This is a genomic window from Herbiconiux daphne, from assembly GCF_024979295.1.
GTDB lineage: Bacteria > Actinomycetota > Actinomycetes > Actinomycetales > Microbacteriaceae > Herbiconiux > Herbiconiux daphnes.
The window spans coordinates 591,922-618,191 of the sequence record NZ_JANLCJ010000001.1 but is presented as its reverse complement, the minus strand read 5'-3'; the positions used below and the strand labels follow the sequence as shown (position 1 = coordinate 618,191).

At 70.1% G+C, this 26,270-nt stretch carries 27 protein-coding genes and 1 tRNA gene; 11 read left to right on the top strand and 17 right to left on the bottom strand.

Annotated features, from left to right (window positions below; translation table 11 throughout):
• Positions 1–60: 60 nt before the first annotated feature.
• Entirely contained in the window at positions 61–549 is a 489-nt protein-coding gene (locus tag N1032_RS03235) for a YbaK/EbsC family protein (RefSeq protein ID WP_259537402.1), read from the bottom strand.
• Between the two features lie 56 nt (positions 550–605).
• On the opposite strand from N1032_RS03235, the gene N1032_RS03230 reads away from it, so the two are divergent.
• Entirely contained in the window at positions 606–1,703 is a 1,098-nt protein-coding gene (locus N1032_RS03230; protein ID WP_259537401.1) for an LLM class flavin-dependent oxidoreductase, read from the top strand.
• 13 nt (positions 1,704–1,716) lie between these two features.
• On the opposite strand, the gene N1032_RS03225 is transcribed toward N1032_RS03230, so the two are convergent.
• Positions 1,717–2,451, bottom strand: a complete 735-nt coding sequence (locus tag N1032_RS03225) for a VIT1/CCC1 transporter family protein (RefSeq protein ID WP_259537400.1) — start codon at positions 2,449–2,451, stop codon at positions 1,717–1,719.
• Between the two features lie 33 nt (positions 2,452–2,484).
• Complete coding sequence (locus tag N1032_RS03220) at positions 2,485–4,317, bottom strand: cell wall-binding repeat-containing protein (protein ID WP_259537398.1); 1,833 nt, start codon at positions 4,315–4,317, stop codon at positions 2,485–2,487.
• 94 nt (positions 4,318–4,411) lie between these two features.
• On the opposite strand from N1032_RS03220, the gene N1032_RS03215 reads away from it, so the two are divergent.
• A complete protein-coding gene (locus tag N1032_RS03215) occupies positions 4,412–4,999 on the top strand; it encodes a TetR/AcrR family transcriptional regulator (RefSeq protein WP_259537397.1) in 588 nt (195 codons plus the stop codon).
• A gap of 33 nt (positions 5,000–5,032) precedes the next feature.
• On the opposite strand, the gene N1032_RS03210 is transcribed toward N1032_RS03215, so the two are convergent.
• Positions 5,033–6,304, bottom strand: a complete 1,272-nt coding sequence (locus tag N1032_RS03210; protein ID WP_259537395.1) for a GNAT family N-acetyltransferase — start codon at positions 6,302–6,304, stop codon at positions 5,033–5,035.
• 35 nt (positions 6,305–6,339) lie between these two features.
• Positions 6,340–7,959, bottom strand: a complete 1,620-nt coding sequence (locus tag N1032_RS03205; RefSeq protein ID WP_259537394.1) for a hypothetical protein — start codon at positions 7,957–7,959, stop codon at positions 6,340–6,342.
• Between the two features lie 182 nt (positions 7,960–8,141).
• On the opposite strand from N1032_RS03205, the gene N1032_RS03200 reads away from it, so the two are divergent.
• Positions 8,142–8,552, top strand: a complete 411-nt coding sequence (locus tag N1032_RS03200; RefSeq protein WP_259537393.1) for a nitroreductase family deazaflavin-dependent oxidoreductase — start codon at positions 8,142–8,144, stop codon at positions 8,550–8,552.
• A gap of 87 nt (positions 8,553–8,639) precedes the next feature.
• On the opposite strand, the gene N1032_RS03195 is transcribed toward N1032_RS03200, so the two are convergent.
• Positions 8,640–8,924, bottom strand: a complete 285-nt coding sequence (locus N1032_RS03195; protein WP_259537390.1) for a GNAT family N-acetyltransferase — start codon at positions 8,922–8,924, stop codon at positions 8,640–8,642.
• A gap of 50 nt (positions 8,925–8,974) precedes the next feature.
• Positions 8,975–9,280, bottom strand: coding sequence for a hypothetical protein (locus N1032_RS03190; RefSeq protein ID WP_259537388.1), 306 nt, complete (start codon positions 9,278–9,280; stop codon positions 8,975–8,977).
• A 113-nt stretch (positions 9,281–9,393) separates the two neighbouring features.
• Between N1032_RS03190 and N1032_RS28245 the strand changes: the two genes are divergently transcribed.
• Positions 9,394–11,178, top strand: a complete 1,785-nt coding sequence (locus tag N1032_RS28245) for a helix-turn-helix transcriptional regulator (protein WP_310795912.1) — start codon at positions 9,394–9,396, stop codon at positions 11,176–11,178.
• Here the strand turns inward: N1032_RS28245 and N1032_RS03180 are convergent.
• The 5 genes from N1032_RS03180 to N1032_RS03160 form a co-directional block, all read right to left on the bottom strand.
• The gene (locus N1032_RS03180) at positions 11,175–11,876 is read right to left on the bottom strand and encodes a hypothetical protein (RefSeq protein WP_259537387.1); all 702 of its coding nucleotides are present in this window, start codon (positions 11,874–11,876) and stop codon (positions 11,175–11,177) included. The genes N1032_RS28245 and N1032_RS03180 overlap by 4 nt on opposite strands.
• Before the next feature lies 1 nt (position 11,877).
• Positions 11,878–12,522: a hypothetical protein gene (locus N1032_RS03175; protein WP_259537386.1), complete on the bottom strand. Its 645-nt coding sequence runs from the start codon at positions 12,520–12,522 to the stop codon at positions 11,878–11,880.
• Positions 12,523–12,613: 91 nt separating this feature from the next.
• Positions 12,614–14,062, bottom strand: a complete 1,449-nt coding sequence (locus N1032_RS03170; RefSeq protein ID WP_259537385.1) for a pyridoxal phosphate-dependent decarboxylase family protein — start codon at positions 14,060–14,062, stop codon at positions 12,614–12,616.
• Between the two features lie 17 nt (positions 14,063–14,079).
• On the bottom strand, positions 14,080–14,313 hold the full coding sequence (locus N1032_RS03165; RefSeq protein WP_259537384.1) for a hypothetical protein: 234 nt from the start codon (positions 14,311–14,313) through the stop codon (positions 14,080–14,082).
• Between the two features lie 48 nt (positions 14,314–14,361).
• Positions 14,362–14,433 (bottom strand) — tRNA-Arg (locus N1032_RS03160).
• Positions 14,434–14,523: 90 nt separating this feature from the next.
• Between N1032_RS03160 and N1032_RS03155 the strand changes: the two genes are divergently transcribed.
• A complete protein-coding gene (locus N1032_RS03155) occupies positions 14,524–14,922 on the top strand; it encodes a PPOX class F420-dependent oxidoreductase (RefSeq protein ID WP_259537383.1) in 399 nt (132 codons plus the stop codon).
• Complete coding sequence (locus N1032_RS03150) at positions 14,906–15,517, top strand: TetR/AcrR family transcriptional regulator (RefSeq protein ID WP_259537382.1); 612 nt, start codon at positions 14,906–14,908, stop codon at positions 15,515–15,517. Before N1032_RS03155 ends, N1032_RS03150 begins: the two co-directional genes overlap by 17 nt.
• A gap of 52 nt (positions 15,518–15,569) precedes the next feature.
• Here N1032_RS03150 and N1032_RS03145 read toward each other — a convergent pair whose 3' ends face one another.
• The 3 genes from N1032_RS03145 to N1032_RS03135 all read right to left on the bottom strand — a co-directional run bounded on the left by N1032_RS03145 (position 15,570) and on the right by N1032_RS03135 (position 18,345).
• Complete coding sequence (locus N1032_RS03145; protein ID WP_259537381.1) at positions 15,570–16,067, bottom strand: HNH endonuclease; 498 nt, start codon at positions 16,065–16,067, stop codon at positions 15,570–15,572.
• Between the two features lie 344 nt (positions 16,068–16,411).
• Positions 16,412–17,428, bottom strand: a complete 1,017-nt coding sequence (locus N1032_RS03140; RefSeq protein ID WP_259537380.1) for a C40 family peptidase — start codon at positions 17,426–17,428, stop codon at positions 16,412–16,414.
• Positions 17,429–17,652: 224 nt separating this feature from the next.
• The gene (locus N1032_RS03135; protein WP_259537378.1) at positions 17,653–18,345 is read right to left on the bottom strand and encodes a metal-dependent transcriptional regulator; all 693 of its coding nucleotides are present in this window, start codon (positions 18,343–18,345) and stop codon (positions 17,653–17,655) included.
• A gap of 91 nt (positions 18,346–18,436) precedes the next feature.
• Between N1032_RS03135 and serC the strand changes: the two genes are divergently transcribed.
• The gene (gene serC, locus N1032_RS03130) at positions 18,437–19,555 is read left to right on the top strand and encodes a phosphoserine transaminase (protein WP_259537377.1); all 1,119 of its coding nucleotides are present in this window, start codon (positions 18,437–18,439) and stop codon (positions 19,553–19,555) included.
• Positions 19,556–19,649: 94 nt separating this feature from the next.
• Here the strand turns inward: serC and N1032_RS03125 are convergent, their stop codons facing one another.
• Complete coding sequence (locus N1032_RS03125) at positions 19,650–21,026, bottom strand: DUF3027 domain-containing protein (RefSeq protein WP_259537376.1); 1,377 nt, start codon at positions 21,024–21,026, stop codon at positions 19,650–19,652.
• Positions 21,026–21,406: a cold-shock protein gene (locus tag N1032_RS03120; RefSeq protein WP_259537375.1), complete on the bottom strand. Its 381-nt coding sequence runs from the start codon at positions 21,404–21,406 to the stop codon at positions 21,026–21,028. Before N1032_RS03120 ends, N1032_RS03125 begins: the two co-directional genes overlap by 1 nt.
• A gap of 77 nt (positions 21,407–21,483) precedes the next feature.
• On the opposite strand from N1032_RS03120, the gene N1032_RS03115 reads away from it, so the two are divergent.
• From N1032_RS03115 to N1032_RS03100, 4 genes are all read left to right on the top strand, one after another.
• A complete protein-coding gene (locus N1032_RS03115; RefSeq protein ID WP_259537374.1) occupies positions 21,484–21,747 on the top strand; it encodes a hypothetical protein in 264 nt (87 codons plus the stop codon).
• Entirely contained in the window at positions 21,744–23,765 is a 2,022-nt protein-coding gene (locus tag N1032_RS03110; protein WP_259537372.1) for a helicase-associated domain-containing protein, read from the top strand. The genes N1032_RS03115 and N1032_RS03110 overlap by 4 nt, the downstream gene beginning before the upstream one ends.
• A 27-nt stretch (positions 23,766–23,792) precedes the next feature.
• Positions 23,793–25,436, top strand: coding sequence for a DNA repair helicase XPB (locus N1032_RS03105; protein ID WP_259537371.1), 1,644 nt, complete (start codon positions 23,793–23,795; stop codon positions 25,434–25,436).
• 116 nt (positions 25,437–25,552) lie between these two features.
• Positions 25,553–26,242 (top strand): response regulator transcription factor, encoded by a 690-nt coding sequence (locus N1032_RS03100; RefSeq protein WP_022897448.1) that lies wholly within the window; start codon positions 25,553–25,555, stop codon positions 26,240–26,242.
• The last annotated feature ends 28 nt before the right edge of the window (positions 26,243–26,270 follow it).

Below are 26,270 nucleotides of genomic sequence, written 5' to 3'. Positions count from 1 at the left end.
CGCGGGCGCGTAAAGGCAGGCATTCACCGCGGGTTTCGCAAACTTGCGCGGATTTCCGCCTCAATCCGTGCTGGAAACCACAGCCGAGGCGGTGCCGTTCGTCACCCGCAGCAGTTCGTCGAAGGTCGTCGGGTAGACGGTGTGCGCGTGACCTGCGGCCGCCCAGACCTGCTGATGCTCCACGAGGGCCACGTCGACCACGGTGCGGATCGGAGCGGGATGGCCGACGGGGGCGACTCCCCCGATGACCTGGCCCGTGGCATCCTTCACCTGACTCGCGCTCGCACGCCCGATCGTGCCCCCGAGTCTCTCGCCGAGCCAGGCGGTGTCGACGCGGTGGGCGCCGCTCGTGAGCACCAGCAGCGGCTCGCCGTCGAGCAAGAAGACCAGGGAGTTCGCGATGGCGCCGACGTCGACGCCCAGTGCTGCTGCCGCGAGGGCGGCGGTGCTCGCCGCGTCGTCGAGCCACACGATCTCGCCGGTGACGCCCCCGGCATCCAGTGCCTGGCGCACCCTCAGCACGGCGGGGTGGGAGCGGTCGACGGACATGCCTCGATCCTATTTCGTGGAATAAAGCACCCGCCGCCGTCGCTGAGAAGAAGGTCATGACGCACCTCTCTGTTCTCGACCTCATTCCCGTCCGCACCGCCCAGAGCTCGGGCGACGCCATCGCGGCGAGCCTCGCGCTCGTGCGTGCCGCCGAGCGACTCGGCTTCACGCGCTACTGGGTGGCCGAGCACCACAACATGCCCGCCGTCGCCTCGACCTCGCCGTCGACGCTGATCGCGCATTTCGCCGCGCAGACCTCGCGCATCCGGCTCGGATCGGGCGGCGTCATGCTGCCGAACCACGCTCCGCTCTCGATCGCCGAGCAGTTCGCGCTGCTCGAGGCCATGCATCCGGGGCGCATCGACCTGGGGCTCGGGCGCGCGCCCGGCTCCGACCCGGTCACCGCCTACATGCTGCGCGGCCAGCGCACCACGACCGACGCCGACCCCGCCGAGACCTTCCCCACCGACGTCGAGACGGTGGCCGCCCTGCTGGGCTCCGACCGCGCGACCGCGACCGAGCCGTTCGGCGACGACGACCAGCCCGGCGTGGGGCTCAACATCCGGGCCCGGGCCTATGAGCTGAAGGCCACGCCGAAGATCGTCACCGCACCCGAGATGTGGCTGCTCGGCTCGAGCAACTTCAGCGCCACGCTCGCCGCCAGCCTCGGCCTGCCGTTCGTGTTCGCGAACCACTTCGGGCAGCCCGGAATCGATCAGGCGCTCGAGATCTACCGCGCGAACTTCCAGCCGTCGGAGGCGCTCGCGGCGCCGAAGACCTTCCTCACCACGAACATCTCGGTCGCCGAGACGGCCGAAGAGGCCGAGCTCGTGGCACTGCCGCAGCTCATCACCATGGCCCGCCTGCGCACCGGCGGCGCGCTCACCACGCAGCTCACCGTCGACCAGGCGCGCGCGACCGAGCTGACACCGGTCGAAGAGCAGTCGGTGCAGGAGCAACTTCGCCACTGGATGATCGGCGCGCCCGACGACGTTGCGGCGCGCATCCGCGCGATGGCCGCGCAGTACGGCGTCGACGAGGTCATGGTGTCGCCGATCGCGGGCGCCTACGCGAGCGATCCGATCGACGCGACGCCGGCACGGGTCACCGCCCTCGAGCTGCTCGCCGGGCGGTTCCCCGAGCTCGCCGCCTGAGCCCTTCGCGGCGTCAGACGACGCCGCTCGTGCCGAGCAGTGAACCGATCGCGAAGGTGGCGGCGAGCGCGATCGCTCCGCCGATCACCACCCGCACGGTCGCTCGCCAGATGCGGGCGCCTCCGATCCAGGCGCTGACGGCGCCGGTGAGCACGAGCGCGAGCAGCACCACCGCGAACGTCGCCGGCACCCGCGCCGGTGCCGGCACGAGCAGGATCGTCAAGAAGGGCAGCAGCGCCCCGAGCGTGAACGCGAGAGCGGATGCCCCGGCCGCCTGCCACGGGCTCACCAGGTCGGTCTCGTCGATGTTGAGCTCGGCCGAGAGGTGGGCGGCGAGTGCGTCGTGCGCCGTGAGTTCGCGCGCCACCGAGAGCGCCGTCTCGGGGCTGAGCCCGCGCTGCTCATAGAGGCCGGCGAGTTCGGCGAGTTCTTCTTCGGGCATCTCGCGCAGCTCTCGCTGTTCCTTCGCGATCAACGACCGCTGACTGTCGGCCTGACTGCTCACCGACACGTATTCGCCGAGCGCCATCGAGATCGCTCCCCCCACCAGCCCCGCGACACCGGCGGTCAGAATCGGAGCGACGGATGCCGTGGCCCCCGCCACCCCCACGACGATCGCCGCCACCGAAACGATGCCGTCGTTGGCGCCCAGCACCCCCGCTCGAAGCCAGTTGAGGCGCGCGGCCAGGCCTTCGACGTGCGGTTCGTGAGGATGGCCCGAGAACGCCGGGCCCGCTGAATCTGACATGGTGTCAGACAATCACAGTCGGGCCCGGTCGCGTCAGCAGGCCTGCAGCTGCTCCACCCCGCTGCCGAGCGAGTTGGGGCCGCCCAGCAGGGTGACCTTCGTGTTGTCGAACTGCTGGAAGCTCGCCCGCACGGCGCTCGGCACGCAGTTCGACGGCACGACGATCAGCGGCGACCCGAGCTTGCCGGCCAGGGCCGATCCGGCGAGCGCGTCGGGAAAGTTGGTGCCGGTCGCCAGAAAGACGCGGTCGCTCGTGGCGTAGGCGTTCTTGTTGATGGCGAGCGAGGCCTCGAACCGGTCGGCTCCCGACATCCGCTGCACCGAGGTCACACCCGACAGGGCGTCGATCGACGAGGCGATGCCGGCAGAGACGGAGTTCGGTCCGCCGGCGATCGTCACGGTCTTCACCTTCAGGTCGACCAGCAGCTTCGCCGTGTCGGCGTCGACCGTGCCGGTGGCGCCGTTCACGAGCACGACCGGTTTGGCGTTGAAACCGCCCGCGCCGCTCGCGCTCAGGGCGTCGGAATAGGTGAGGCCGGTGGCGACATACGCCCCGGAAGCGCCGGACGGGAACGAAGCCCGCGCGACGTTCCGCGACACCTCGAACCGGTCGGCGCCGGTGAGGCGGGAGACGGTCGCGGTCGGGCGCAGCGCCTTCAACTGCTGTTCGACGGCCGGAGAGACCGAGTTCGGACCGCCGACGATCACGATCTTGCCGGGCTTGAGGGCGGTGATCTCGTTCGCGACAGCGGCCGGCAGAGAAGCCTGCGCGGTCAGCAGCAGCGGGGCGCCGTCGCGGATGGCGGCCGGCCCGGCCGAGAGCGCGTCGGCGTAGCCGGCTCCGGTGGCGATGTAGACGGCCTTGGCGCCCGACGGGTAGGCGGTCTGGGCGATCGCCACCGAGACGTCGAAGCGGTCGGCGCCCTGAATGCGGTCGACGTCGATGTGGGGGTAGCCGAACCAGTCGGTGTACGACACCCAGAAGTTGAGGTTGCCGAGGCTCGAGCAGTCGTCGCCGTTGCTGGAGGAGTCTTTGGCCGCCGCGTTGGGCTGGTAGGGCGTGTAGGCATACAGGGCCGCGGTCGCCAGGGTGCGGATCTTCACGCTCGATCCCCCGCAGCTGTCGTCGGGCGAGTAGGCGATCGTGGTCGACTGGCCCACCGGGAAGGCGGCGGGCGGGTCGAGCTGGTAGTCGCGCAGTTGGCGAGCCGCGTTGTAGACCTGGTTGAAGAAGCCCTTGTAGGCCGGGTCGCACGACGACGTGTCGGGGCACTCATAGCCGGTGGCTCGGTCGTAGAGCGCGTCGGTCGGGGCCGGCATCGCCACCACCGACGACTCCTTCTGAATGAGAGCCAGCAGCGCCTTCTGGCTGACGCCGCAGGCGACGCCGATGCGCGCGATCATGCTCGCCGCGGATTCCTGGGCTCCCGCGTAGGCCTTGCAGTCGTTGTTGGCGGGCTGGCTCGTCGAGGCCGGGAACACCTTCGTGGCCAGGCAGTTGCCGTTGGTGCATCCGGCGGATTGCGTGTCGAGGAACGCCTGCACCTCGTCTTTGCTCATCGCGTTGGGGTTCCACATCTTCTGGTCGGAGATGATGTCGCCGGCACGGAAGCTCGACACGTTGATGCCCACGAGGTTGAAGTGCACGTCGTCGTCGTCGTCGGCGTCGGGTGAGGGCGCCGGGGCCTCGGTGGCGGGTGCCGGTGCCTCGGTGGCCGGGGCCGGTACCTCCGACGTCGGGGGCGCCGGGCTCGGCACCTCCTCAGCGGCCGCGGGGCCTGCCGTTCCGGCGAAGAGTCCGAGGGCAAGCAGCCCCGTCGTCACCATCGCTGCTGTCGTGCGCGAGAACCTCGTCGATCTGGCCATTCCGTGATCGTAGCGGTGATCTACAGCTGTTGCGGTAATCGCGGGGTGAACTTTCAGCGCCGAAGAGAACGATTGTTCTATTACGATGGAGGGCGTGTCGAGCATCGTCGCCGCTCCGCGGAAAACCTCTGAAGCGCGTGAGCGCCTGCTCAGCATCGCCTCCGAACTGTTCTACCGCGAGGGCATCCACGGCGTCGGCATGGACCGCGTTCTCGCCGAGGCCCACGTCACCCGCGCCACGATGTACCGCCACTTTCCGGGCAAGGAGGCCCTCGTGGTGGCCTACCTCGAGCGCGAAGACGCCGATATCCGCAGCCGCTTCACCGACGCCGAGCAGCAGGTTCCGGATGACGCCACCGGCACCGATCGCGTCGACGCGCTGATCGCGCTCATCGCCGACGACATCGAGCGTCACCACACCCGCGGCTGCCCGTTCATCAACGCTGCGGCCGAATTTCCCGATGCCTCGAGCGACGTGCGGCGCGTCGTGCGGAGGCATCGCGAGTGGTTCCGCGACAGCCTGCGCTCGATGCTCGAGGGCGCGGGCGTCGCCGAACCCGACGAGGTGGCGGGCTCGCTGGTCATGCTGCGCGATGCCGCCCTCGTCGGCGGTTACCTCGATGGCGTCGAGGTCGCCCGGCCGGCGTTCGTGGCCACGGCTCGGCTCGTCGCGCACCGCTGAGGGCGCGGCATCCGCTGCTCGGCGGAGCCGGCGTCAGAAGTGCGTGATGCCGTAGACGGGTCCGGATGCCGCCAGCAGCACACGCAGGCGCAGCGCCGCTCCCGGCGTGAGCTCGACCAGTTGGCCGGCCGCGGCGAGCACGACCGGGTCGGCGCCGCCGAGATAGAGCGATCCGAGCACGGAGGCGTCGAGACGCACGTCGGCGGCCGCGTCGGGGTCGCGTTCGACCGAGGCTCGGCCGCCCGACACGGTGAGCCGGAACGTGCCCTCGGCGTGCCCGAGCGCATCGTCGACGGAGAACACGATCTGGCCGTCGTTGACGTAGCCGCGCGCCTCGAACGCCGCCACCACGTCGAGCACCCGCAGCCACAGCCAGTCGTCGACGCTCGTGGTGGAGACCAGCCGCCAGTCGCCGACCGCCCAGCGCAGCGGGTCGTCGGCGGGCGCGGCGGCGTAGGTCACGATCTCGGTGAGGTCGATCGCGCCGAGCAACTGCCAGAGGCCGAGGTAGGCGTCGTGGTTCTGCGCCACGAGATCGACGATCTCGAGCCGGTGCGGCGTGGCGTCCCAGCCGGAGTGCTTGTAGGTGACGTAGCCGTCGATCGCGCCGTCGTCGTCGTAGTGCAGCGCGCCGCGAATCGTCGCGTCGGGCTCGCCCTTCTCGCCGTCGACCCCCGAGATGCGGCCCCAGTAGCGGGCGTGGCGGTCGACCGAGCCGATCTGGCGCTCATGGAAGCCGGCGAAGATCGCCGGGCCGAGGGTCTGCAGGTCGCGGGCGTCGACGAGCTCGCATCGCCCCTTCGGCTCGGTCAGCAGGCGGAACCGCTGGTCGGTCGCCACCGAGACGGAGTGCACCCAGGTCGCCACGCCGAAGCCGAACCGGCGGTAGATGGTGGCTTCGGAGACGGTCAGAATGGCCACGGCATACCCGGCGGCCCGCGCGCGTTCGAGGTCGTCGGTCATCATGCGGCGCAGGATGCCCCGCCGCCGATGGGTCGGCCGCACCGTGACCGCCGAGATGAGGTGGGCGGGGAGCAGTTCTGGCCCGCCCACGTTGAGCGTGCGCTCGAACGACGCGAACGTCGCCACCGGGTAGTCGGCCCCGAGCGATTCGGCCGGGCGATCGACGGCGTAGACCCCGGTGAGCTGCTGGGCATCGTTCACCATGTTGGCGATCGACACGTCGACCGTCTTGTCGCCGAGGCGTGGCTCGTGGAACCCCTGCGTCTCGGCCTGAAGCCAAGCGCGGGTGGCCGCGTCGTCAGCGGCGGGAAAAGTGCGGTGTTCGTAGTCGGTGGTGCCCATGCCTCCACGCTAGGGGATGGCACCGACGCCCGGCGTCAGACCCCGTTCGCGGTGTCGCGGCCGGGCTCCGTCGCCGTCGCGTCCGCTGCCTCTGCGTCGTGTACTGCGCCCACCTCGTCGGCCGAGTCTGCTGCGCCTGCCGCGTCGGCCAGGTCTGCCCCCTCCGCGGTCTCTGCTGTCTCTGCCGTCTCTGACAGGGCTAGCACCTCCGCGGCTTCGGCGGCCTCGGCTTCCTCCGCCGCCTGAGCCGCCTCCGCGGCATCCGCCACCTCCGCCCGCACGCGACGAGCCTTCGACACCCACCCCGCGACCGAGCCGATCGGCACCCGCAACGCGTTCGCGACCCGCTCGACCGTCTTGCCGCCGTCGAGCACCGCGGCGACGGCGAGCTGTTCCACCGACGAGAATCGCGCGTGCGAGGGCGCTCCGGATGCCGCGGCGGCAGTCGTCCCGGCCCCACCGCCGTCGGCCTTCCCGGCCCCGGCCTTGTCCACCACCGTGTCGTCGGCCCGGTCTCGTCCACCAGCGACCCGCGCGCCTCCCCCACCGCCGGCTTTGCCCGCGACCGAGCCTCGCCCACCACCGCCGCCGATGTCGCCCGCGACCGAGTCTCGCCCGTTGCGAATGTTCGTCACGACAGCGCCCTCTCCGCCACGGATGTCACTGACGACAGCGTCTTCCCCGCCGGCGATGTCGCTGATCAGAGCGCCTTCGTCGGCGCCGCTCTGAGTCGGGCTGTCGCCATCGGCGCTCGCGCTGGCTTCCTCGTCACCGTCCACGCGAGCCGTGCCACCGGCAGTCGCCCGTGCCAGAGCCGCCCGGCGTGCCCGCGTCTCGCGGTCGGCGCCTCGAGTCCAGGCCCCCAATCCGATCCGCGCCCGTCGTCGCGCCGCCCGCGAGGCGTCCCCGAGCGCGACGCCCCCGGCCGCCCCACCCGCGCCCACCTCGTCGTCAGCCACACCACCCTGGGTCACCCCGAGCTCGCTCACATCACCATCGGCCTCGCCGCCGAGCTCCACCCCGCCGACGGCCGCATCCGAGCCGACCACCTCGCCATCGGCCACATCACCCTGAGCGACCCCGAGCTCGCCCACATCGCCCTCGGCCTCGCCGCCGAGCTCCGTCCCATCGGACGCCGCATCCGAGCCAACCGCCTCGCCATCAGCCACGCCACCCTGGGTCACCCCGAGCTCGCTCACATCACCATCGGCCTCGCCGCCGAGCTCCACCCCGCCGACGGCCGCATCCGAGCCGACCGCCTCGCCGTCAGCCACTCCGCCCTGAGCGACCCCGAGCCCAGCCTCCTCACCAGAGCCCTCGGCCGCGCCGCCAGCTGTCGTCCCCGACACCCACTCAGCACCGACGCCCCCAGACGCATCGGCGTCGCCCGAACCACCGGCGAACTCCGCGCCGACCACGCCGACCGACGCCACCCCGGCCGCTTCCGCCGCACCACCGCGCACCCCCGCCAGCTCGCCGTCGAGCTCCGAGACGAGCACATCGACATCCTCGTCGTCGTCGAACTCCGCCACGCGCCGCTCCGCCGACACGTCGGAGACGTCGAGCACGAGCAGCACGCGCGACGGATGATCACGCCGCCATGTCGCAAGAAATCGCGCGAGGTCGTCGTTCAGGGCGGAAAGTTCGTCGGGCATCGGGTTGCCGCCTGACTTTCGGGCAGATGGAGCACGGATCCGGTGGGTGAAGCTGGGTCGAAATCGTGGGTGCGGCGCGGGTCACGCCCGATTCCTGGCCTCAGTGTAGTAACCGGCGAGCTTTCCTCGCAGCTTTTGGCGCGAATTGCGGCACGACCGCCGGGCCGCAGTAACGTGGGCACGTGAACGACTTCACCGAACGCGTCATCTCCGAGTTCCGGGCCAACGGCGGCAACGTCACCACGGGCGGCTTCGGCGACAGCCTCGTGCTGCTGCACACCAAGGGCGCAAAAAGCGGCGCTCCCCGCCTCGCCCCGGTGATGGGCATCGCCCAGCCCGACGGATCGTGGCTCGTCTGCGCATCGAAGGCCGGCGCCCCCGACAACCCGGCGTGGTTCGCGAATCTGCTCAGGCATCCGGATGCCGCCATCGAGACCGGCTCGGCCACCGTCGACGTCACGGCAGCGAATCTCACCGGCGCCGAACGCGACGTCGCGTGGGCCCAGTTCACCGACCGCTCGCCCGGATTCGTGGCCTACCAGGAGCGTGCCGGCGACCGCACCATCCCCGTCGTGCGGCTCACGCCCCGCTGAGAACGCGCCCGCCGAACGGGCCACCGAACCCCGCGTTAACGATTGGTGGAGAGGGCCGAAGCCCTCCCCACGCACCAGTGTAGCGCGTCAGCGACTCAGCAGTCCGGCGCGTTCCGGATGCTTCTCGAACCAGTCGCCGACATACCAGCACATCGGAACCACGCGGTAGTCGGTGGTCGATTCCACGTCGTCGATCGCGAAGGCGACGATCTCGCCGGCATAGCCGTGCCCGCGCTGCTTCGGATCGGTGAAGGTGTGGGTGAACGAGATGCTCCCCTCGTTCACGACGTAGTCGACGGCGCTCACCATGGCGCCGTCGACGCGCAGGCTGTAGCGGTTGCGCTCGGTCTCGTGCAGGAATTCCCGTGCCATGCTCCCACCCTACGTCGCCCCCGCTCGCGCGGGCAGGGCAAGCGCGTCGCTCAGCGACGCGTGATCGCCCCGAGATACACCCAGCACGAGTTCGACGACCCGTCGGCGTTGTTCCACACGATGCGCACGGCCTTCTTGTTCCACTCCACCGCCTCGGCCTGCACTTTGACCTTGCCCGCGGTGACGGTGACCCACGCTTCGACCGGGATCGGCGCCTCGGGCTGCACCGGCTTGTCGATGTCGGCCTGGGTGACCACGAGCGGCAGCGACTCGAACTGCGGCCGCAGGCCCGACTCCTCGACTTTGCGATTCATCCGCCGGTCGATCTCGTCGCCATACCGCCTGTTCGTTCCCATGGTCACAGACTAGAACATATGTTCGAATGATCGCAGCCGACCAAGCACGCACCGCACGTCGAACTCCTCCGCGAGTAGGCTGAGCGCATTGCCGGGTCATCTTCGGGGGAACTGTGAACGGGCGTCTTGATCGGGGTGTCGAACGCGAACGCGACGCCTTCACCACCATCGAACTGCTCTGGCGTCGAGGGGATGTCGCCGAGGCGGTGATCGCCGCGTGCACGCTCTCGGCCGAAGCCGAAGCCGAAGCCGAAGCCGAAGCCGACGGGCCGACCGACAGCGACGTCGACGAGACGACGGAGGCCACCGACACCCAACCCGGCACGGGCACCCCCTGGCGCGACGCCCTCCTCCTGCGCGGCTGCGAGCTCGCGGTGCTCGGCCGCCGCGTCGACCTGCTCGCCGCTGAACCGCGCATCCGCTCGCTGCCCGACGGCGTCGTGCGCAACGCCGTGCTCGCCATCCTCGCGCTCGGCGACGCGAACCTCTCCCGCGGCCGTCAGCTGGCCTGGTCCGCGCTCGACGCGCCCGATGCCGGCCCGCACGACGAGGCCGACGCCGTGCGCGTCGCCACCCTGGTCGAGCTGGCCATGGCCACGTCGGCCGCCGGCCACTGGACCGACTGCCTGCGCACCGTCGCCGCCGGCCGCCGACTGCTGGCCTCGATGCCCCCGTCGGCCCGCCGAACCCGCACCGAGTTCGACCTGACCGGGCTGGCCGCCGTCGCCGAATGCCACACCGACGGCGCCGGCGACGAACTGATCGCGCTCAAGGCCCTGATCGCCGAGCCGCGCTCACGCAACGCCCTCACCGAAGACCACGCCCTGGCCCTCATCTGCCTCGGCAGCGTGCAGCACATTCTCGGCAACTGGGGCGAGGCCTCGCTCGACCTCGCGCGCGGCCTGCGCCTCGTGCCCGACGATCGCAGCGCCCTGTCGGTGCACGCGGCGGTCGAGCTGTGCGTCGTGCGCGTTCGGCAGGGTCGGTGGGCGGATGCCGCCCAGATCGCCCGTGGCATCACCGGCTCGTTCGACGCCATCGACCGCTCCTGGCTGGCGCCCTCGATCGTGGCGGTGCAAGGGCTGCTCGCGGCGATCCACGGCGACCTCGCCCGCGCCCTCGCGCTGCTCGACGACGCCGCCGCACTGGCCGGCGACCGACCCACCCACCTTTCGACGTTCGTCATCTTCCACGGCCGCGTCTGCGCGGCGATCGCCCAGAACGACTGGGCCAAACTGCACCAGCTGCTCGACGACGCCGAAGACCCGGGCTACCGCCGGCCCTTCAGCAGCGACGAGTGGAACGCGCTGCGCCTGCTGGCCGCCTGGCACGTCGGCAACACCGTCGAGCAGCACCGCCGCTTCACCGAATGGGGCCTCTTGCCCACCGCCGCATCGAACCCCTACTACTGCACCTTCGCGAACATCGACGCCGAGGCCCGCGGCGACGAGACCGAGGCGACCGCGCAGATGCAGCGCGCCCTCGACACCGTCGCCCACGACTGCGACCCGCTCGGCCGCACCTGGGTGAGGATCGTGGCCGGCACCTACTTCTCGCGCCACGGCGACCCCGTTCGGGGCCTCGCCGCCTACGAAGACGCACTGAGCGAACTCACCGAGCTCGGCGCCTCGGCCTACGCGCGGCTCTGCGCGAACATCATCGCGCAGACCACCGCCGAGCTCGAGCGGGCGCATGCGAGCGACGCCCGCGGCACGCTGACGGCGCAGCAGCTGCGCGTGGCCGAACTCGTCGCCGAGGGCTACACCAGCGTCGAGATCGCCCAGATTCTGCACGTGTCGAGCAAGACCGTCGACTTCCACGTCGGCAACATCGTGCGCCGGCTCGGCGTCGGCAGCCGGCGTGAGATCGCGCGTCGGCTGCGACCCCGGGCGCGCTAGCCGCTCGGCAGGTACTGCAGCAGCAACGCGAGCACGTCGGCGGCCTCGGCCGACTCGGGCGTCTTATAGAGGGGTGACACCGTCGACAGCCAGTAGCCCTCGGCGGTGAACACCTCGAGGTCTCCGGCGAACGCGCCCCCGGCCACCACGGCGTAGGCGTCGACGCTCGGGCCCTGGCCGCCGAGTTCCACCGGGGTGCTCTCGGCGGCGACGGATGCCTGCGCGGCCGCCAAATCGTCGGGCGACGGCTGCGCGACCGCGAAGCTGAGCGTGGCACCCGAGCCCGCGTCGCTCCAGCCGCACACCATGCCCCCGAGCGAGACGATCTGCTGCGTGAACGACCCCGGGTCGGGAGCGAACTGCGGCTCGGCGAAGAGCTCGGAGTCCACCGCCATGATCACGTCGGCCACCTCGGGGTCGTCGCAGGCGAGATCGATCACAGGCGCCGCATCCGTCGTCGACCGCGCCGCCGTGTCGGTCGCCGGCACGCCTGTGGCCGGTGAGGCCGGCGCAGCGGTCGCGCCGCGGCTGGAGTCGTGGCCGGAGTCGTGGCCGGCGTCGCTGGCAGCACCGGCGGCGGAGGCCGGCGAATCGCTGCCGCCGGCCGACACCGCGCATCCGGCCGACGACAGCGTCACGAGGCAGAGCGCCGCGACACCCGTCGCCGCCCGGATGCCCGTGGCTCGCGAGGCGCGCACGTCAGCCGGCCGGCAGAGCCTGCAGCACGGCGGAGACGATCGGCTGGGCGGCTTCGGCCGACGTGAACAGCGGCGACACGGTCGACACCCAGTAGCCCGCCGGGGTGAACACCTCGATGTCACCCGTGAAGGTGCCGCCGCCGTTCGCCGTGTAAGCCTGGATGCCCGAGCCGAACGCGTCCGTCGCGGTTCCGGCGCCGCCGCCGAGGGCGGTCTCGGCCGTGGTGAGGTCGTCGGTGGGCGGCTGCGCGACCGCGAGGGTGAGGGTGTTGCCGGTCGAGGCGTCGGTCCAGCTGCAGCCGATGCCGCCGTAGGAGACGATCTCGGCCGCATACGACCCGGTGGCCGGCGTGAAGCTCGCGTCGGCGGCGAGCCCCGCGTCGAGGGTGGCGACCACCTCGGCGGGCAGCAGGGTGTCGCAGCTTCCGAACGACGCCGACGACGGGGCGGCCGAGCCTCCGGATGCCGTGGCCGTCTCGGTCGGGCTGGGCTCGGGTGCGGGCGCTTCCGTGGCCGCCGGCGCGGGAGCGTCGGGCTCGGCCGGCTGGGCGTCGCCGGCGCAACCGGAGAGCGCGAAGACCGCAGCGGCGGTGGCGACGACGACGCCGAGACGCAGGCGGGAGAGGTGCAGGGTGCGGTTGGACATGCTGGTTCCTTCGAAACGAATGTGATGGGCAGCGCACGACGTGCACGCTCACGGTATTCGTCCGCCGCGCGGGGACCACTGGCGAAAACTACTAGCTTTTCGCTCCGGTATCGGCTTCGGAGGCGGCCACGGCGCCATCTGCTGCGGCATCCGCTGCGTCGACGGCGGCGATGGCCCGGGCGACGGCGTCGACCGACGCCGCCACGTCAGCGGCATCCGTCGACCAGTTGCTCACCGAGACGCGCAGCACGGCGCGACCGGCCCACGACGAGCCCGACATCCACACCGTTCCGTCGACGATGAGCGCCTGGGTCACGGCGCGGGTTCGCTCGTCGGAGCCGAACGCCAGCGAGATCTGGGTGAACACCACGTCGTTGAGCACCTCTACGCCGGGCACGGCCGACAGACCTTCGGCGAGCGCGCGGGCGTTCGCGGCCAGCCCCTCGACGAGGGCGATCACGCCGCTGCGGCCGAGCGATCGCAGAGCCGCCCAGACCGGGGTGGCGCGGGCGCGGCGCGAGAGCTCGGGCACCTTGTCCATGGGGTCGGCGATGCCGGCGTCGTCGCGGATGAAGTAGCTGGTGTGAGCCGTGAACGCCGACTGCAGGGCGCCGGGCCGCGCGACGATCGCGACGCCGCAGTCGTAGGGCACGTTGAGGGTCTTGTGCGCATCCGTCGCCCAGGAATCGGCCTCGGCCAGCCCGTCGAGCGCGTCGGCCCACCGCGGGCTCGCGGCGGCCCACAGTCCGAAAGCGCCGTCGACATGCACCCAGGCCTGGTGCTCGTGAGCCAGGCGGATGGACTCGCGCATCGGGTCGAACGCCCCGGAGTGCAGGTTGCCGGCCTGAAGGGCCACGATGATCGGGCCGTCGGCGGCGTCGAGGGCGGCCTCGAGCGCGTCGGGGCGAATGCGGCCCTGGTCATCGGATGCCACGGCCGTCGGTTCGCCGAGCCCCAGGTAGCGCAGCGCCAGCTGCACCGAGCTGTGCACCTCGGCGCCGACCAGCACCGTGACCTTGGGGGCGCCGTTGAGACCGCCCTGATTGACGTTCCAGCCGACGGCCTCGAGCACGGCGCCGCGCCCGGCGGCCAGCCCCACGAAGTTCGCCGTGGTGCCGCCGGTGGTGAAGCCGACGGTGCTCGTCTCGGGCAGGCCGAGCAGCTCGAGCAGCCACGCGCCCGCGCGTTCTTCGATGGCCGCGGTGGCGGGGGTCGCGAAGCGGAGGCCGTTGTTCTGGTCCCACGCGCTCACCAGCCAGTCGGCGGCGAGCGCGGCCGGCAGCGTGCCGCCCATCACCCAGCCGTAGAAGCGGCCCGATCCGATGGCCATGAGCCCGGGCTCGGCCAGGCGGGCGAGTTCGTCGACCACGTCGGCAGGGTCGGTCGGATGCTCGGGCAGCGGCCGCGCGAAGGCGGCTTCGAGCTGTTCGATGCCCTCCCGGGGCTTCACCGGCCGGCCGGCGAGCGACTCCAGCCACTCGTCGGCGTGCCGCGCCGCCCGTGCGAGCGGTGCGCGATATTCGTCGGGAGACAACGGCACGCGCTCACCTTACGCCGTCAGAGCACGCCCAGAACAGCGTCTCGACGCAACTGATCGTGAGTGGCGTGGAACTTGCCGTCGGGCGTGAACCAGGCCTCGCGCCCGGCCGCGTTCGGGTCGTTCTCGACCACGACAGGCCAGTGCTCGCGGATGTTCTTCACGTAGTAGCGCAGCTCACCACCCACGGTGCGCTTCGTGAGCTTGTCGGAGTTCTCGAGTTGGTCCTGCGTCGGGCCGTCGGGCGTCGTCATGCCTGACATCGTAAACGACGCCTGTGGCGGAGGTCGAGCAACCTGCGGTGCCCCTGGAGGGACTCGAACCCCCAACCCTTTCCTTAGGACGGAACTGCTCTTCCATTGAGCTACAGAGGCTGACCGGGGCAAGTTTATCGGGTCGCGCCTGATGACAGGCCGAGGCCACGGAGCTAATCTGTCAGTAAGTGATTACTTATGGAGCAGACCATGACTGATACAGCGAGCTCCAGCCAGACCGACTGGACGAGATGGCGCACCATCCAGCTGCAGACCCGCCGCCGCGACGGCCGGTGGGTGGCGACGCCGGTGAGCCTCGTCGTGGTCGACGGGCACGGCTACTTCCGCACCTACGACCAGGCCGGCAAGGTCAAGCGAATGCGCAACTTCGCCGACGTGCTCGTGGCACCGAGCAGCCTGGCCGGCACGCCCCGCGCCGCACCCGTGGCCGCGACCACCCGCCGGCTCGACGGCGCCGAAGCCGAGCTCGCCCGCAACGGGCTCGCCCGCCGCTATCCTCTTCTCCACAGGTGGATGGTGCCCTGGCTGCACCGCCGGAAAGGCTGGACGACCGTGCACTACGAACTGATCCGTGCCGACATCCGCTAGCGGTGCGGCTCGCGCCCGGGTGCTCGATGCCGCGATGTCACTCTTCGGCCGGCAGGGCTACCGCGCCACCACGATCGCGCAGATCGAGCGCGCCGCCGGCCTCAGCCCCGGCGCCGGCGGCCTTTACCGCCACTTCGCCAGCAAACGCGCCGTGCTCGAAGCGGGCGTCGATCGGCAGATCGAGAACGCTCCGCCGCTCACCGCTTTCTTCGAGCCGTCGTCGGCAACGGGCGCTCCGGATGCCGCGTCCCGGGCGCACTTCGTCGCTGTCGCCCGCGCGGCGCTCCGCCGACTCGACGGCGAAGGCGACGTGAATCGCCTGCTGCTGCGCGACCTCGCCGACTTCCCCGACCTGCGCGACCGAGTGCGCGACCACGAGCTGCGCCAGGTGCACGGTGCCCTGGCCGCGTGGTTGCAGTCGCAGGCATCCGGAACCGACGTCGACATCGACGCACTCGCGGCCGTGCTGATGTCGGCCGTGAGCCACTACTGGATCATGACCGACGCGCTCGGCGACTACCCGCTCGACGTCGACGAAGAGCGGTTCCTCGCCACCCTCGCCGACGTGACGGCGCGGATGCTCGGGCCGGCCTGACTCCCGCCCCCGCGAGCCCCGCGGGAGGGGCGCCGAAGCACTCTCGGTGCGCTCAGGCTGCGTCGGCCAAGAACATCTCCCACTGCGGCTCGGCCCGCTCGGCGCCCTTGATCGACCAGCCGGCCTGGTGCGGCATCCGGGGTGCGAAGCGCAGCGACCAGCCCATCTCGGCCGGCGTGCGATCGCCCTTCACGTTGTTGCAGCGCAGGCAGCAGGCCACGAGGTTCTCCCAGGTGTCCTTGCCCCCGCGCGAGCGCGGCTGCACGTGATCGATCGTGGTGGCTGAGGCGCCGCAATACCCGCAGCGCTGCGCGTCACGGCGCAGCACGCCCCGGCGCGACACCGGCATCATCCTGTTCATCGGCACCCGCACATAACGGGTGAGCAGGATGACCGCCGGCCGTTCGTAGGCACCAGAAGTGCCGAAGACCGGATGCTCGTCGTCGCTCGCCAGCACGCGCGCCTTCTCGTTCAAGACGAGAACGAGCGCCCGCTTGAACGAGACGACCCCGAGCGGTTCATATCCTGCGTTGAGTACCAGTGTTCGCATGCTCTCCCTTTCGAAGAGACCTGGACGGCTTCCAGGTGTTCGATGACTCACATGTCGACGACGCCGCCGGGAGACGAGCAGACAACAAAAAAGGCGCCGTCACAATGACAGCGCCTTGCATGCAGAACCAGCTATCTGGCTCTGACTCAGTCCACTCGTGTGCCTGCGCACGAGCAGCAGAAGGCTATCCGTGGTGCGGATGCTCCTACCCTGTGACATCAGGCTCTCCAGATCTCGAGGTCGATCAGAGCCCCAGAGTACGACACAAACGGCGTGCCACAAATTCGTGGCACGCCGTTTCATGAGTCGGTAACGAAGTGTTTACACTCCGCGGGAGGATGCGGCTACACGATCCTGACGAAGTAGTAGCTGCCCCAGACCGGGCGGTGCTCGACATAGCGGCCCCAGTCGGGCGAGTCGATCATGCCGCCGTTGCCGTCGTAGATGCCCACGTGGCCGATCGGGTAGATCATCAGGTCACCGGCCTGCGCGTCTTCCGGAGCGATCGGGATGCCCATGGCCGCCTGGTTGCTCACCGTGCGCGGCAGGTAGATGCCGAACGCGCCGAAGACGTACTGCGTGAGACCGTCGCAGCCGAAGCTGGTGTCGGGGCTTGCGCCGCTGCCGTAGGGCACGACGCCGACGAACTGCTCGGCGAACGCCACCACGGCGGCACCGCTGTAGGAGCCCGACGGCGGGTTCACCGTGAAGGCGCCCGACGTGGCGGTGGCGCTCTTCGCGGCAGCCGCACTCGCGGCGGCGTTGGCGGCCTCGGTGGCCGCGACGGCGGCTGCGGCCGCTTCGCGCGCGGCGGCGAGCTCTTCGCTCGTGGGGGCCTTGTAGTTGTCGCGGCTGACCGCCAGGGCGGCAGAGGCGTCGGGAACCTCGAGCGTCTGCGCTCCGCTCAGCGACGTCTCGGTCGCGACGGTGCTGTCGAAGTTGCCGCCGCCGCCGAAGGCGTATGCCGGAAGCGCCATGGTGGCGATGAGACCGGCTGCGAAGGTCATGACGACCGCGCTGACCGCACCCTTCTTCGTGGGCTTCTTGAAGCGGGGCATCCGCACGGCCGGAAGGCGGCGAGCGGGCGCCGACGCGGGCACCACGATCTCGAGCGCCTTCGCTGCGGGCGGGGCCTCGGCGATGACCGGCGCGACGAGCGCCAACTCTTTGCCGGTGCCGGCGGTCGTCTCGGTCGCGACATCCTCGACGCGGCCCGCGGCGGCTTCTGCGGCACGAGCCTCGCGTTCGCGCCACTCACGGCGCGACAGAGGCTGAGCTTCGGATGCTGCTAGGGGTGTCTCGGGTCTATTCGGGTTTTCGGGGTTTCGTCCAGAATCGGGCGACTCACCATATGGGGCCAAAATTAAATCCTCCGGCACCTCTCGCAGCTAGGGTACTGCTCCCGTCCACACCGAATTGCGTGCGTAGTCAGTGACCAAGAGACGGGAATCGAGGTGTCTTGGCCCGCGTTCACGACCGTCAGGTGGTCGACGAACTCGTTAGAGAATACGGGAGGGAACGGGCTTTGTCACTTCGACACCGGCCTTTGTTAACAATTCTGTAACGCCCGCGTCGGCATCCGCATTTAGATACCAACGAATATATGGCTTGCGACCTCGTTGGGCAGTTCGAGACCTTCGCCGAAACCCTCAACCTCGACTAGAACGTAGGAGCCGGCCGGCGAGAAGGCGGCCGCGTTGCCCGGGACGATGCCCGCCTGCTTCAGCTGCAGCAGGAGTTCGGGGTCGACCTGGGCGGGCTCGCCGAGGCGGCGGATGGTCTTCGTCTGCGGACCCACGGCGCCGTGCACCAGCGTGACGATGTTGACCACGCCCTTGGTGAATGGGATGGCGGCGGCGTCGCCGAACGCGTCGAGGCCGGGGATCGGGTTGCCGTAGGGCGACTCGGTCGGGTGGTCGAGCATGTCGAGGATGCGGCGCTCGACCTGCTCGCTCATCACATGCTCCCAGCGGCATGCCTCGTCGTGCACGAGCTCCCACTCGAGGCCGATGACGTCGCTCAGCAGGCGCTCGGCGAGGCGGTGCTTGCGCATGACCGAGATGGCCTTGCGGCGGCCGACCTCGGTGAGTTCGAGGTGACGATCGACCGAGACCACCACGAGTCCGTCACGTTCCATGCGGCCGACGGTCTGCGACACGGTGGGGCCCGAGTGGCCGAGCCGCTCCGAGATGCGGGCACGCAGAGGATTGATGTTCTCCTCCTCGAGCTCGAGGATGGTGCGGAGATACATCTCGGTGGTGTCGATGAGATCTGCCAATGAATGCTCCTATGCCCTGTGAGGCGTACCTAACCCAGCCTACTGTTTCGCCGCGCGGCCCGGGTCGGTGCGCCTGGATACTATGGACATCATGGCCGAGATCCAGATCCCCACCGCTCTGCTCCCCGTCGACGGCCGTTTCGGCTGCGGCCCTTCGAAGGTGCGGGCCGCACAGCTCGAAGACCTCGTCACGCGCGGCGCCTCGCTGCTCGGCACGAGCCACCGCCAGGCGCCCGTGAAGAACCTCGTCGGGTCGGTGCGCGAGGGGCTCTCCACCCTGTTCTCGGCTCCGGAAGGCTACGAGGTGGTGCTCGGCAACGGCGGCTCGACCGCGTTCTGGGACGCCGCGTCGTTCGGCCTCATCGAGAAGCGCGCCGAGAACCTGTCGTTCGGCGAGTTCGGGTCGAAGTTCGCGGCCGCCGCCGGGGCGCCGTGGCTCGAGGCCCCGCACGTGGTGAAGACCGAGGCCGGCGCCCGCGGCGACATCGAGGTCGTCGACGGCGTCGACGTCTACGCGTGGCCGCACAACGAGACCAGCACGGGCGTCATGGCCCCCGTCACGCGCGTTCACGGCGACGCCGGCGCTCTCACCGTCATCGACGCCACGAGCGCCGCGGGCGGCATCGACTTCGACGCGGCCGAGGCCGACGTGTACTACTTCGCGCCGCAGAAGAACTTCGCGAGCGACGGCGGGCTGTGGCTGGCATTGTTCTCGCCGGCGGCGCTCGAGCGGGTCGAGACGGTCGCCGCTTCGGGGCGCTACATTCCCGAATTCCTCAGCCTCAAGAACGCGGTCGACAACTCGCGGCTCAACCAGACCCTGAACACGCCGGCCATCGCCACCCTCGTGCTGCTCGAGAACCAGATCGACTGGATCAATGGCAACGGCGGCCTCAGCTGGGCGTCGGCCCGCACGGCCGAGTCGTCGTCGGCCCTCTACGACTGGGCCGAGGGCGTCTCCTACGCGCGCCCCTTCGTCGAGAACCCCGACCACCGCTCACAGGTGGTCGTCACGATCGACTTCGACGATTCGATCGACGCCGCCGCCATCGCCAAGACGCTGCGCCAGAACGGCATCGTCGACACCGAGCCCTACCGCAAGCTCGGCCGCAACCAGTTGCGCGTGGCCACCTTCGTGGCGATCGAGCCCGACGACGTGCGCGCCCTGATCAGCTCGATCGAATACGTCGTGGAGCACCTCTCCGACTGAACGCCGCCGCGGGCGCGCTCAAAAAGCTGCAAATAACGAGGACCGACGTCGTATACGGCGTCGGTCCTCGTTATTTGCAGCTTTTTCGGTCAGGTCACCGCCCGGAGGCTGGCCCTTCCGCGTGCGGATCGAAGTCGTCGCCCTCGTCGTCGCCGAATTCGTCTTCGTCAGACCCGTCGGACTCATCGTCATCGTCGTCGTCGTCGGACTCGTCGTCGGACTCGTCATCGTCGTCGGACTCGTCATCGTCGTCGGACTCGTCATCGTCGTCGGACTCGTCATCGTCATCGTCGGCCGCGTCGGCGAGCTCGTCGTCGTCGAGAACGTGGTCGTCGAGATCGAATTCGGCGCGGTCGTCGAGCACGTCTCCGTCGACGTCGCCGTCGTCGAGGTCGTCGTCGGACTCGTCGTCATCCGACTCGTCCAGATCCTCCTCGTCGAGTTCGTCGTCGTCGTCGTCATCGTCGTGCGAATCGGCGGCGATGGCAGCCGCGAGTTCTTGCGCCAGCGTGTATTCGGCCAGGCGCTCCGACCACGGCACCCAGTCGGGCGCGATCAGCGCGTCGGCGCCGGGTAGCATCTCGACCTCGAGCACGGTGGGCTCCGAGTTCTCGTCGATGCGCGAGAGCGTCACGGTCCAATGCCAACCCGGATACCCGGCCAGCCTCGACTCGAACATCAGGCTGAGCACGTGGTCGTCTTCGGCGATCGATCCGACCGGGGGCCCGATGGTCATCGCCGGCGTGATCTCGAGCAGGGCCGAGCGCGCCAGGTCGACCGACGCCAGCAGCACCTGATCGGTCTGAGGCTCCGGCTTCTCCTCCACGACGACGTCAGGCTCTTCTCGGCCGTCAGCGAACCCCTCGACCTCATCGACGGCGTCAACACCGGCTTCGGTGACATCTTCTTCGTTCGGCTCAGCCTCGACATCGACGACCGTTATCCCGGCGACAATCCCGTCCGACTCGCCGGCCTCGTCCCCGTCAGCGCCGCCGGCGTCGACAACGACCTCGACAACCTCGACAAGCGAGTCGATCTCGACAGCACCGTCAACCGTCTCGATCTGGACCACATCGATCTCGACCACGTCCACCTCGACCGCCGCGTTCCCGTCGACAACCGCACCGGAACCGGCTACGGCATCCGCATCAGACACGGCATCCCATCCGATTGCGTCACTCGACGCATCCGCAGCGGCACCGGCCTCGGTCAGCGCATCCGCGTCGCCGTCGCTCGACGCCTGGTCCTCGGCCTCGACAGCCGCGCTCTCGCCGACGGCGTCATCCGCGTCGGACACAGCATCCGGCTCGACTCCGTCGCTCGACGCGGACGCGTCGCCATCGCTCGACGACTCGCCGCCGGCAACACCCGCGTCAGCGGAGTCCCTCTCGCCCGGCCCCGCATCCGCGGCCCGCGCGAGCTCCGGCGACTCGGCCGGAGTGGCGCCCTCGCCGGGTTCGTCTGTGGACACTAGGCGTCCAGCTCGTCTGCGACCTTGCGGAGCAGAGCGGCGATCTTGCGGCTGTGCGCGTTGTCGGGGTAGCGGCCGCGCTTCAGGTTGGCGCCGATCGAGTCGAGAACCTTCACCAGGTCTTCGACGATCACGGCCATGTCGTCGGCCGGCTTGCGGGCGAGCTTCTGCAGGCTCGGCGGAGCCTCGAGAATGCGCACCGAGAGCGCCTGCGCGCCACGCTTGCCGTCGGCGATGCCGAACTCGAGCTTCGTGCCGCTCTTCACCGATGCTCCGGCAGGCAGGGCTGACGCGTGCAAAAAGACTTCTTGACCGTCATCGGAACTGATGAAGCCGAAGCCCTTCTCGTCGTCGTAGAACTTGACCTTGCCGGTAGGCATCGTGGATCTCCTCGTGTAATCGGCCCGAATACCGCTCGGGGCCACCTACTAGCCTACCGGTGCGTATCCTTAGTGTCGTGAGTGATACCGAGCAGACCCCTGCCAGCCGCATCGAGCGTTCACTGACGTTCGCCGTCGTGACGGTGCTGGGGTTGTCGGTGCTCGCCATCATCGCCGTGCTGATCGCCGGTGCCGCCTCGATCGACCTCTCGGGCAACTCGCTCTGGACGACGATCGCCCTGCTGCCCGTCATCGGCCTGCCGATCGGCTTCGTGCTGATGCTCATCCTCCTCGTTCTCAGCATGCGCCGCCGGGCGCGCGACGCTCGCGGGAGTCGATGAGCGATTCGCTCACGCTCGCCCGGCGGCTCAGCGCCCTGGATGACGACGCGCTAACCGCACTCCTGGTGACCCGGCAGGTCGCGACGAGAGAGGTGCGCGATTTCTTCGACCTGGCCGACGCCCTGCTCGACCCGGTCTCGGTGCGGCTCGCGCTGCGCTCGCTCGATCGGGCGACGATCGAAGCGCTGGCCGAGGGCTCGACGCCCGCCGACCCGACGCCGATGGTCGAGCTCGGTCTGGCCCATGCGGTTCCGGATGCGCCAGGCGGCATCCGCGCCTACGCTGCGGTTGAAGACGCCGCGGCTGCAGTGCTCGCCCGAGCCGACTCGGACGCGGACGCCCCCGGCGCCCCCGCGAGCACCGACGCCGACGCCGACGCCGACGCCGAGCCTATTGACCCCGCCGGGCCCGCCGGACCCGCCGCCGAACGACCCGCTGGCGGGGTACCCATCCCCTCCGCCACCGCGCCGAGCGACCGCGCCCTGGCGAGCGAGCGCGCCTTCACCGCCCTCACCGCCATCTCGGAGCTCGGCCAGCAGTTGCGCTCCGCCCCCGTGCGCATCCGTGCCCGCGGCGGCGTCTCGGCCACCGACGACAAGCGACTCGCCGCTCTGCTCGGCGTCGAGCCGGCCGTGGTCACCGACCTGATCGACATCGCGGTGGCGGCCGGCCTCGTCGCCGTCGAGGCCGACAACCTGCTCTCGACCACCACCGCCGACGCCTGGAGCCTGCTGCCGAGCGGCGAGCGCTGGCTCGAGTTGGCGCGCGCGTGGCTGCACGCACTCCCCGAGCCGGTGCAGCGCGTGCTCGCCGCCGGGGCCCCCGACTGGTCGGGCGGGTCGCGCCTTCGCACGAGCTTCGCCGCGAAATTCCCGGCCGCCGACCCCGCGATGCGCGCCGCCCTCGGCCACGTCGACACGGTGGGCGAACTCCTCGGTCTGGCCGTCGACGGGCGATCGACGGTGTTCGGCCGCGCCGTGCTGGCCGGCCCGTCCGACACCGCCGAGGCGGCCTCCGCGGTCGAGGCCGAACTCCCGCCGGAGGTCGATCAGGTCTACCTCCAGCACGACCTCTCGGTCATCGCCCCAGGCCCCCTGGTGCCCTCGGTCGACGCCCGCCTGAGGCTGCTCGCCGACATCGAGACCCGCGGCGTCGCATCCGCCTACCGCATCTCGCAGCAGAGCATCGACCGGGCACTGGCCTCGGGCGAGACCGAGCTGTCGCTGAGGGAGTTCCTCGCGCGCACCTCGCTCACCGGCCTGCCGCAGGCCGTCGACTACCTGATCGGCGAGGGCCGCCGGCGCCACGGCCTCGTGCGCGTGCGTCGACTCGACGGCGCGACCTCGTCCGGCGCCATCGCACCGGGCCAGGCCACGGGCGACCCCGACACCGGGGGCGACCATGCCCGTCCCGACCACGACCCCCACACCAACCACACCCGACCCGACCCCGCCGCCAGCCCCTTCTCGCCCGACACCACCTCGTTCGGCGCGCGCACCGAGATCCGCACCGCCGACGACACCCTGCTGCGCGCCATCGCCATTGACCAGGCGCTCAACCCGCTCGGCCTCCGCCGCGACCGCGAGGGCGCCCTGTCGACCCGGGTCGACTACGCCGCCGTCTACTGGATGCTCGTCGACGCACGCTACCCCGTGCTCGCCGAAGACGCCTCCGGCGACGAACTCGTCATGCGCCGGGCCCGCGTGCTGCCCTCCCGCCCGGTCGTCGACGACGCGCCAGTCCCTGCGGCCATCGCCGACCTCGTGCTGAGGCTGCGGGCGTCGTCGGCGCAGTCCGCTCCCGATGACGCCTCGGCCTGGATCGGGCGGCAACTCGACAAGGCCGTGCGCACCCGCACACCGGTGACCGTCGACGTGCGCATGCCCGACGGCAGCACCACGCACCTCGAGGTCACGCCGCTCAGTCTCTCGAACGGCCGCCTTCGTTGCGTCGACGTGCGCGCCGGCGTCGAGCGAACGGTGCCCGTGGCGAACATCCTGCAGGTCACGACCAACTGACAGCAGGTCGCCGTAGACTCGTCTGTTATGCCCGACGGCCCTCTCATCGTTCAAAGCGACCGCACCGTACTGCTCGAAGTCGCCCACCCGGAAGCCGAATCCGCACGCCACGAACTCGCGGTGTTCGCCGAACTCGAACGCGCTCCCGAGCACGTCCACACCTATCGCATCACCCGGCTCGGGCTCTGGAACGCGCGCGCGGCCGGGCACTCGGCCGACGAGATCCTGGCCACCCTCGAGCGGTTCTCGAAGTTCGCCGTGCCGCAGACCGTCACCATCGAGATCGTCGAGACCATCGGCCGCTACGGCAAGCTCGTGATCGAACGGCAGCCAGAAGGCGTGCTGACGCTGAGATCGACGGATGCCGCCGTGCTCGCCGAAATCACGCGCGCCAAGAAGGTCGCCCCACTCCTCACGGCGCGGCTCGACGACGGCACCTGGAGCATCGAGCCCTGGGCCCGCGGCCAACTCAAGCAGGAGCTCATCAAGCTCGGCTGGCCGGCCGACGACCTGGCCGGGTTCACGCCCGGAACCCCGCACGAGATCGCGCTCGACGAGAGCGAGTGGCATCTGCGCGACTATCAGCAGAAGGCGGTCGACAACTTCTTCGAGCACGGCTCCGGCGTCGTGGTGCTGCCGTGCGGCGCGGGCAAGACCTTGGTCGGCGCCGGCGCCATGGCGACCGTCAAGACCAACACCCTCATCCTCGTGACCAACACCGTCTCGGCGCGCCAGTGGCGCAGCGAACTGTTGAAGCGCACGACACTGACCGAGGAGGAGATCGGCGAATACTCCGGTCTCGTCAAAGAGATCAAGCCCGTCACCATCGCGACCTACCAGATCCTCACGTCGAAGCGAAAGGGCAACTACGCCCACCTCGAGCTGCTCGACGCCCTCGACTGGGGGCTCGTGGTCTACGACGAGGTGCACCTGCTGCCCGCCCCGGTCTTCAAGCTGACCGCCGACCTGCAGGCGCGGCGCCGCCTGGGCCTCACGGCCACGCTCGTGCGTGAAGACGGGCGCGAGTCCGACGTGTTCAGCCTGATCGGGCCGAAGCGGTTCGACGCCCCGTGGAAGGAGATCGAGGCGCAGGGGTACATCTCGCCGGCGAACTGCTTCGAGGTGCGCGTCGACCTGCCGTTCCAGGAGCGCATGACCTACGCCGCGGCTGCCGACGACGAGCGCTACCGCCTGGCCGCCACGGCGCCGGCGAAGCTCGACGCGACCCGCCAGCTGATCGAGCGCCACCGCGGCGAGCGCATCCTGGTGATCGGTCAATACCTCGACCAGCTCGACGAGCTCTCCCGCGAGCTCGGGGCGCCCCAGATCACAGGCGCGACGCCGGTCGCCGAGCGCGAGCGCCTGTTCCAGGCCTTCCGCGACGGCGACGAGAAGATCCTCGTGGTCAGCAAGGTGGCGAACTTCTCGATCGACCTGCCCGAGGCGAGCGTCGCCATCCAGGTCTCCGGGTCGTTCGGCTCGCGGCAAGAAGAGGCGCAGCGCCTCGGGCGCCTGCTGCGGCCGAAGGAGTCGGGCCTGTCGGCGAGCTTCTACACCCTCGTCGCCCGCGACACCGTCGACCAGGAGTTCGCCCAGAACCGGCAGCGGTTCCTGGCCGAGCAGGGCTACGCCTACAGCATCGTCGACGCCGACGCCCTCGAAGCCGCCTGAGCCGAGGGGACGCGCGGGTGCGACGGCGCTGACGGGCGACACCGTCCAAGCCGGCTGATGGTCCGCGCCCCAAATTCTCTCAGGTTTCGCCCAGTGAACCCGCAGATAATGGGTGCATGACCGGCCCTCGCATCCTGATCGTCGACGACGAACCGAACATCCGCGACCTCCTCACCACGAGCCTGCGATTCGCCGGCTTCGCGGTGCGAGCTGTCAGCAACGGCGCGCAGACCATCTCCGCCGTTCTCGAAGAAGAGCCCGACCTCATCATCCTCGACGTGATGCTGCCCGACATGAACGGCTTCGGCGTCACCAAGCGGCTGCGGGCGGCGGGCTACACCGCCCCCATCCTCTTCCTCACCGCGAAAGACGACACCGAAGACAAGATCACCGGCCTCACCGTCGGTGGCGACGACTACGTCACGAAGCCGTTCAGCCTCGACGAGATCGTGGCGCGCATCAAGGCCATCCTCCGCCGCACCATGCAGGCCGACGAAGACGCCATCATCCGCGCCGGCGAGCTCACCATGGATCAGGACACCCACGAGGTGTTCGTGGGCGACGCCGCGATCGAGCTCTCCCCCACCGAGTTCAAGCTGCTGCGCTACCTGATGCTCAACCCCAACCGCGTGCTGTCGAAGGCTCAGATCCTCGACCACGTGTGGGAATACGACTTCAACGGTGACGCCGGCATCGTCGAGAGCTACATCTCCTACCTGCGCCGCAAGCTCGACGCCCACACCGAGGAGTCGCTCATCCAGACCAAGCGCGGCTTCGGATATATGCTGAAGGTCAGCAAAGCCTAAGCTCCGCCGCATGGCGGCGCGCTAGCCT

Bases quoted from the DNA above. Each gene is read 5' to 3' on its own strand.
- N1032_RS03195 (WP_259537390.1), bottom strand. From the start codon at position 8,924: ATGGCACGGGAATTCCTGCACGAGACCGAGCGCAACCGCTACAGCCTG.
- N1032_RS03155 (WP_259537383.1), top strand. From the start codon at position 14,524: ATGACTGATACAGCGAGCTCCAGCCAGACCGACTGGACGAGATGGCGC.
- N1032_RS03190 (WP_259537388.1), bottom strand. From the start codon at position 9,280: ATGGGAACGAACAGGCGGTATGGCGACGAGATCGACCGGCGGATGAAT.
- N1032_RS03145 (WP_259537381.1), bottom strand. From the start codon at position 16,067: ATGCGAACACTGGTACTCAACGCAGGATATGAACCGCTCGGGGTCGTC.
- N1032_RS03230 (WP_259537401.1), top strand. From the start codon at position 606: ATGACGCACCTCTCTGTTCTCGACCTCATTCCCGTCCGCACCGCCCAG.
- N1032_RS03165 (WP_259537384.1), bottom strand. From the start codon at position 14,313: ATGACGACGCCCGACGGCCCGACGCAGGACCAACTCGAGAACTCCGAC.
- N1032_RS03110 (WP_259537372.1), top strand. From the start codon at position 21,744: ATGAGCGATTCGCTCACGCTCGCCCGGCGGCTCAGCGCCCTGGATGAC.
- N1032_RS03220 (WP_259537398.1), bottom strand. From the start codon at position 4,317: ATGGCCAGATCGACGAGGTTCTCGCGCACGACAGCAGCGATGGTGACG.
- N1032_RS03175 (WP_259537386.1), bottom strand. From the start codon at position 12,522: ATGTCCAACCGCACCCTGCACCTCTCCCGCCTGCGTCTCGGCGTCGTC.
- N1032_RS03235 (WP_259537402.1), bottom strand. From the start codon at position 549: ATGTCCGTCGACCGCTCCCACCCCGCCGTGCTGAGGGTGCGCCAGGCA.
- N1032_RS03205 (WP_259537394.1), bottom strand. From the start codon at position 7,959: ATGCCCGACGAACTTTCCGCCCTGAACGACGACCTCGCGCGATTTCTT.
- N1032_RS03105 (WP_259537371.1), top strand. From the start codon at position 23,793: ATGCCCGACGGCCCTCTCATCGTTCAAAGCGACCGCACCGTACTGCTC.
- N1032_RS03100 (WP_022897448.1), top strand. From the start codon at position 25,553: ATGACCGGCCCTCGCATCCTGATCGTCGACGACGAACCGAACATCCGC.
- N1032_RS03210 (WP_259537395.1), bottom strand. From the start codon at position 6,304: ATGGGCACCACCGACTACGAACACCGCACTTTTCCCGCCGCTGACGAC.
- N1032_RS03225 (WP_259537400.1), bottom strand. From the start codon at position 2,451: ATGTCAGATTCAGCGGGCCCGGCGTTCTCGGGCCATCCTCACGAACCG.
- serC (WP_259537377.1), top strand. From the start codon at position 18,437: ATGGCCGAGATCCAGATCCCCACCGCTCTGCTCCCCGTCGACGGCCGT.
- N1032_RS03120 (WP_259537375.1), bottom strand. From the start codon at position 21,406: ATGCCTACCGGCAAGGTCAAGTTCTACGACGACGAGAAGGGCTTCGGC.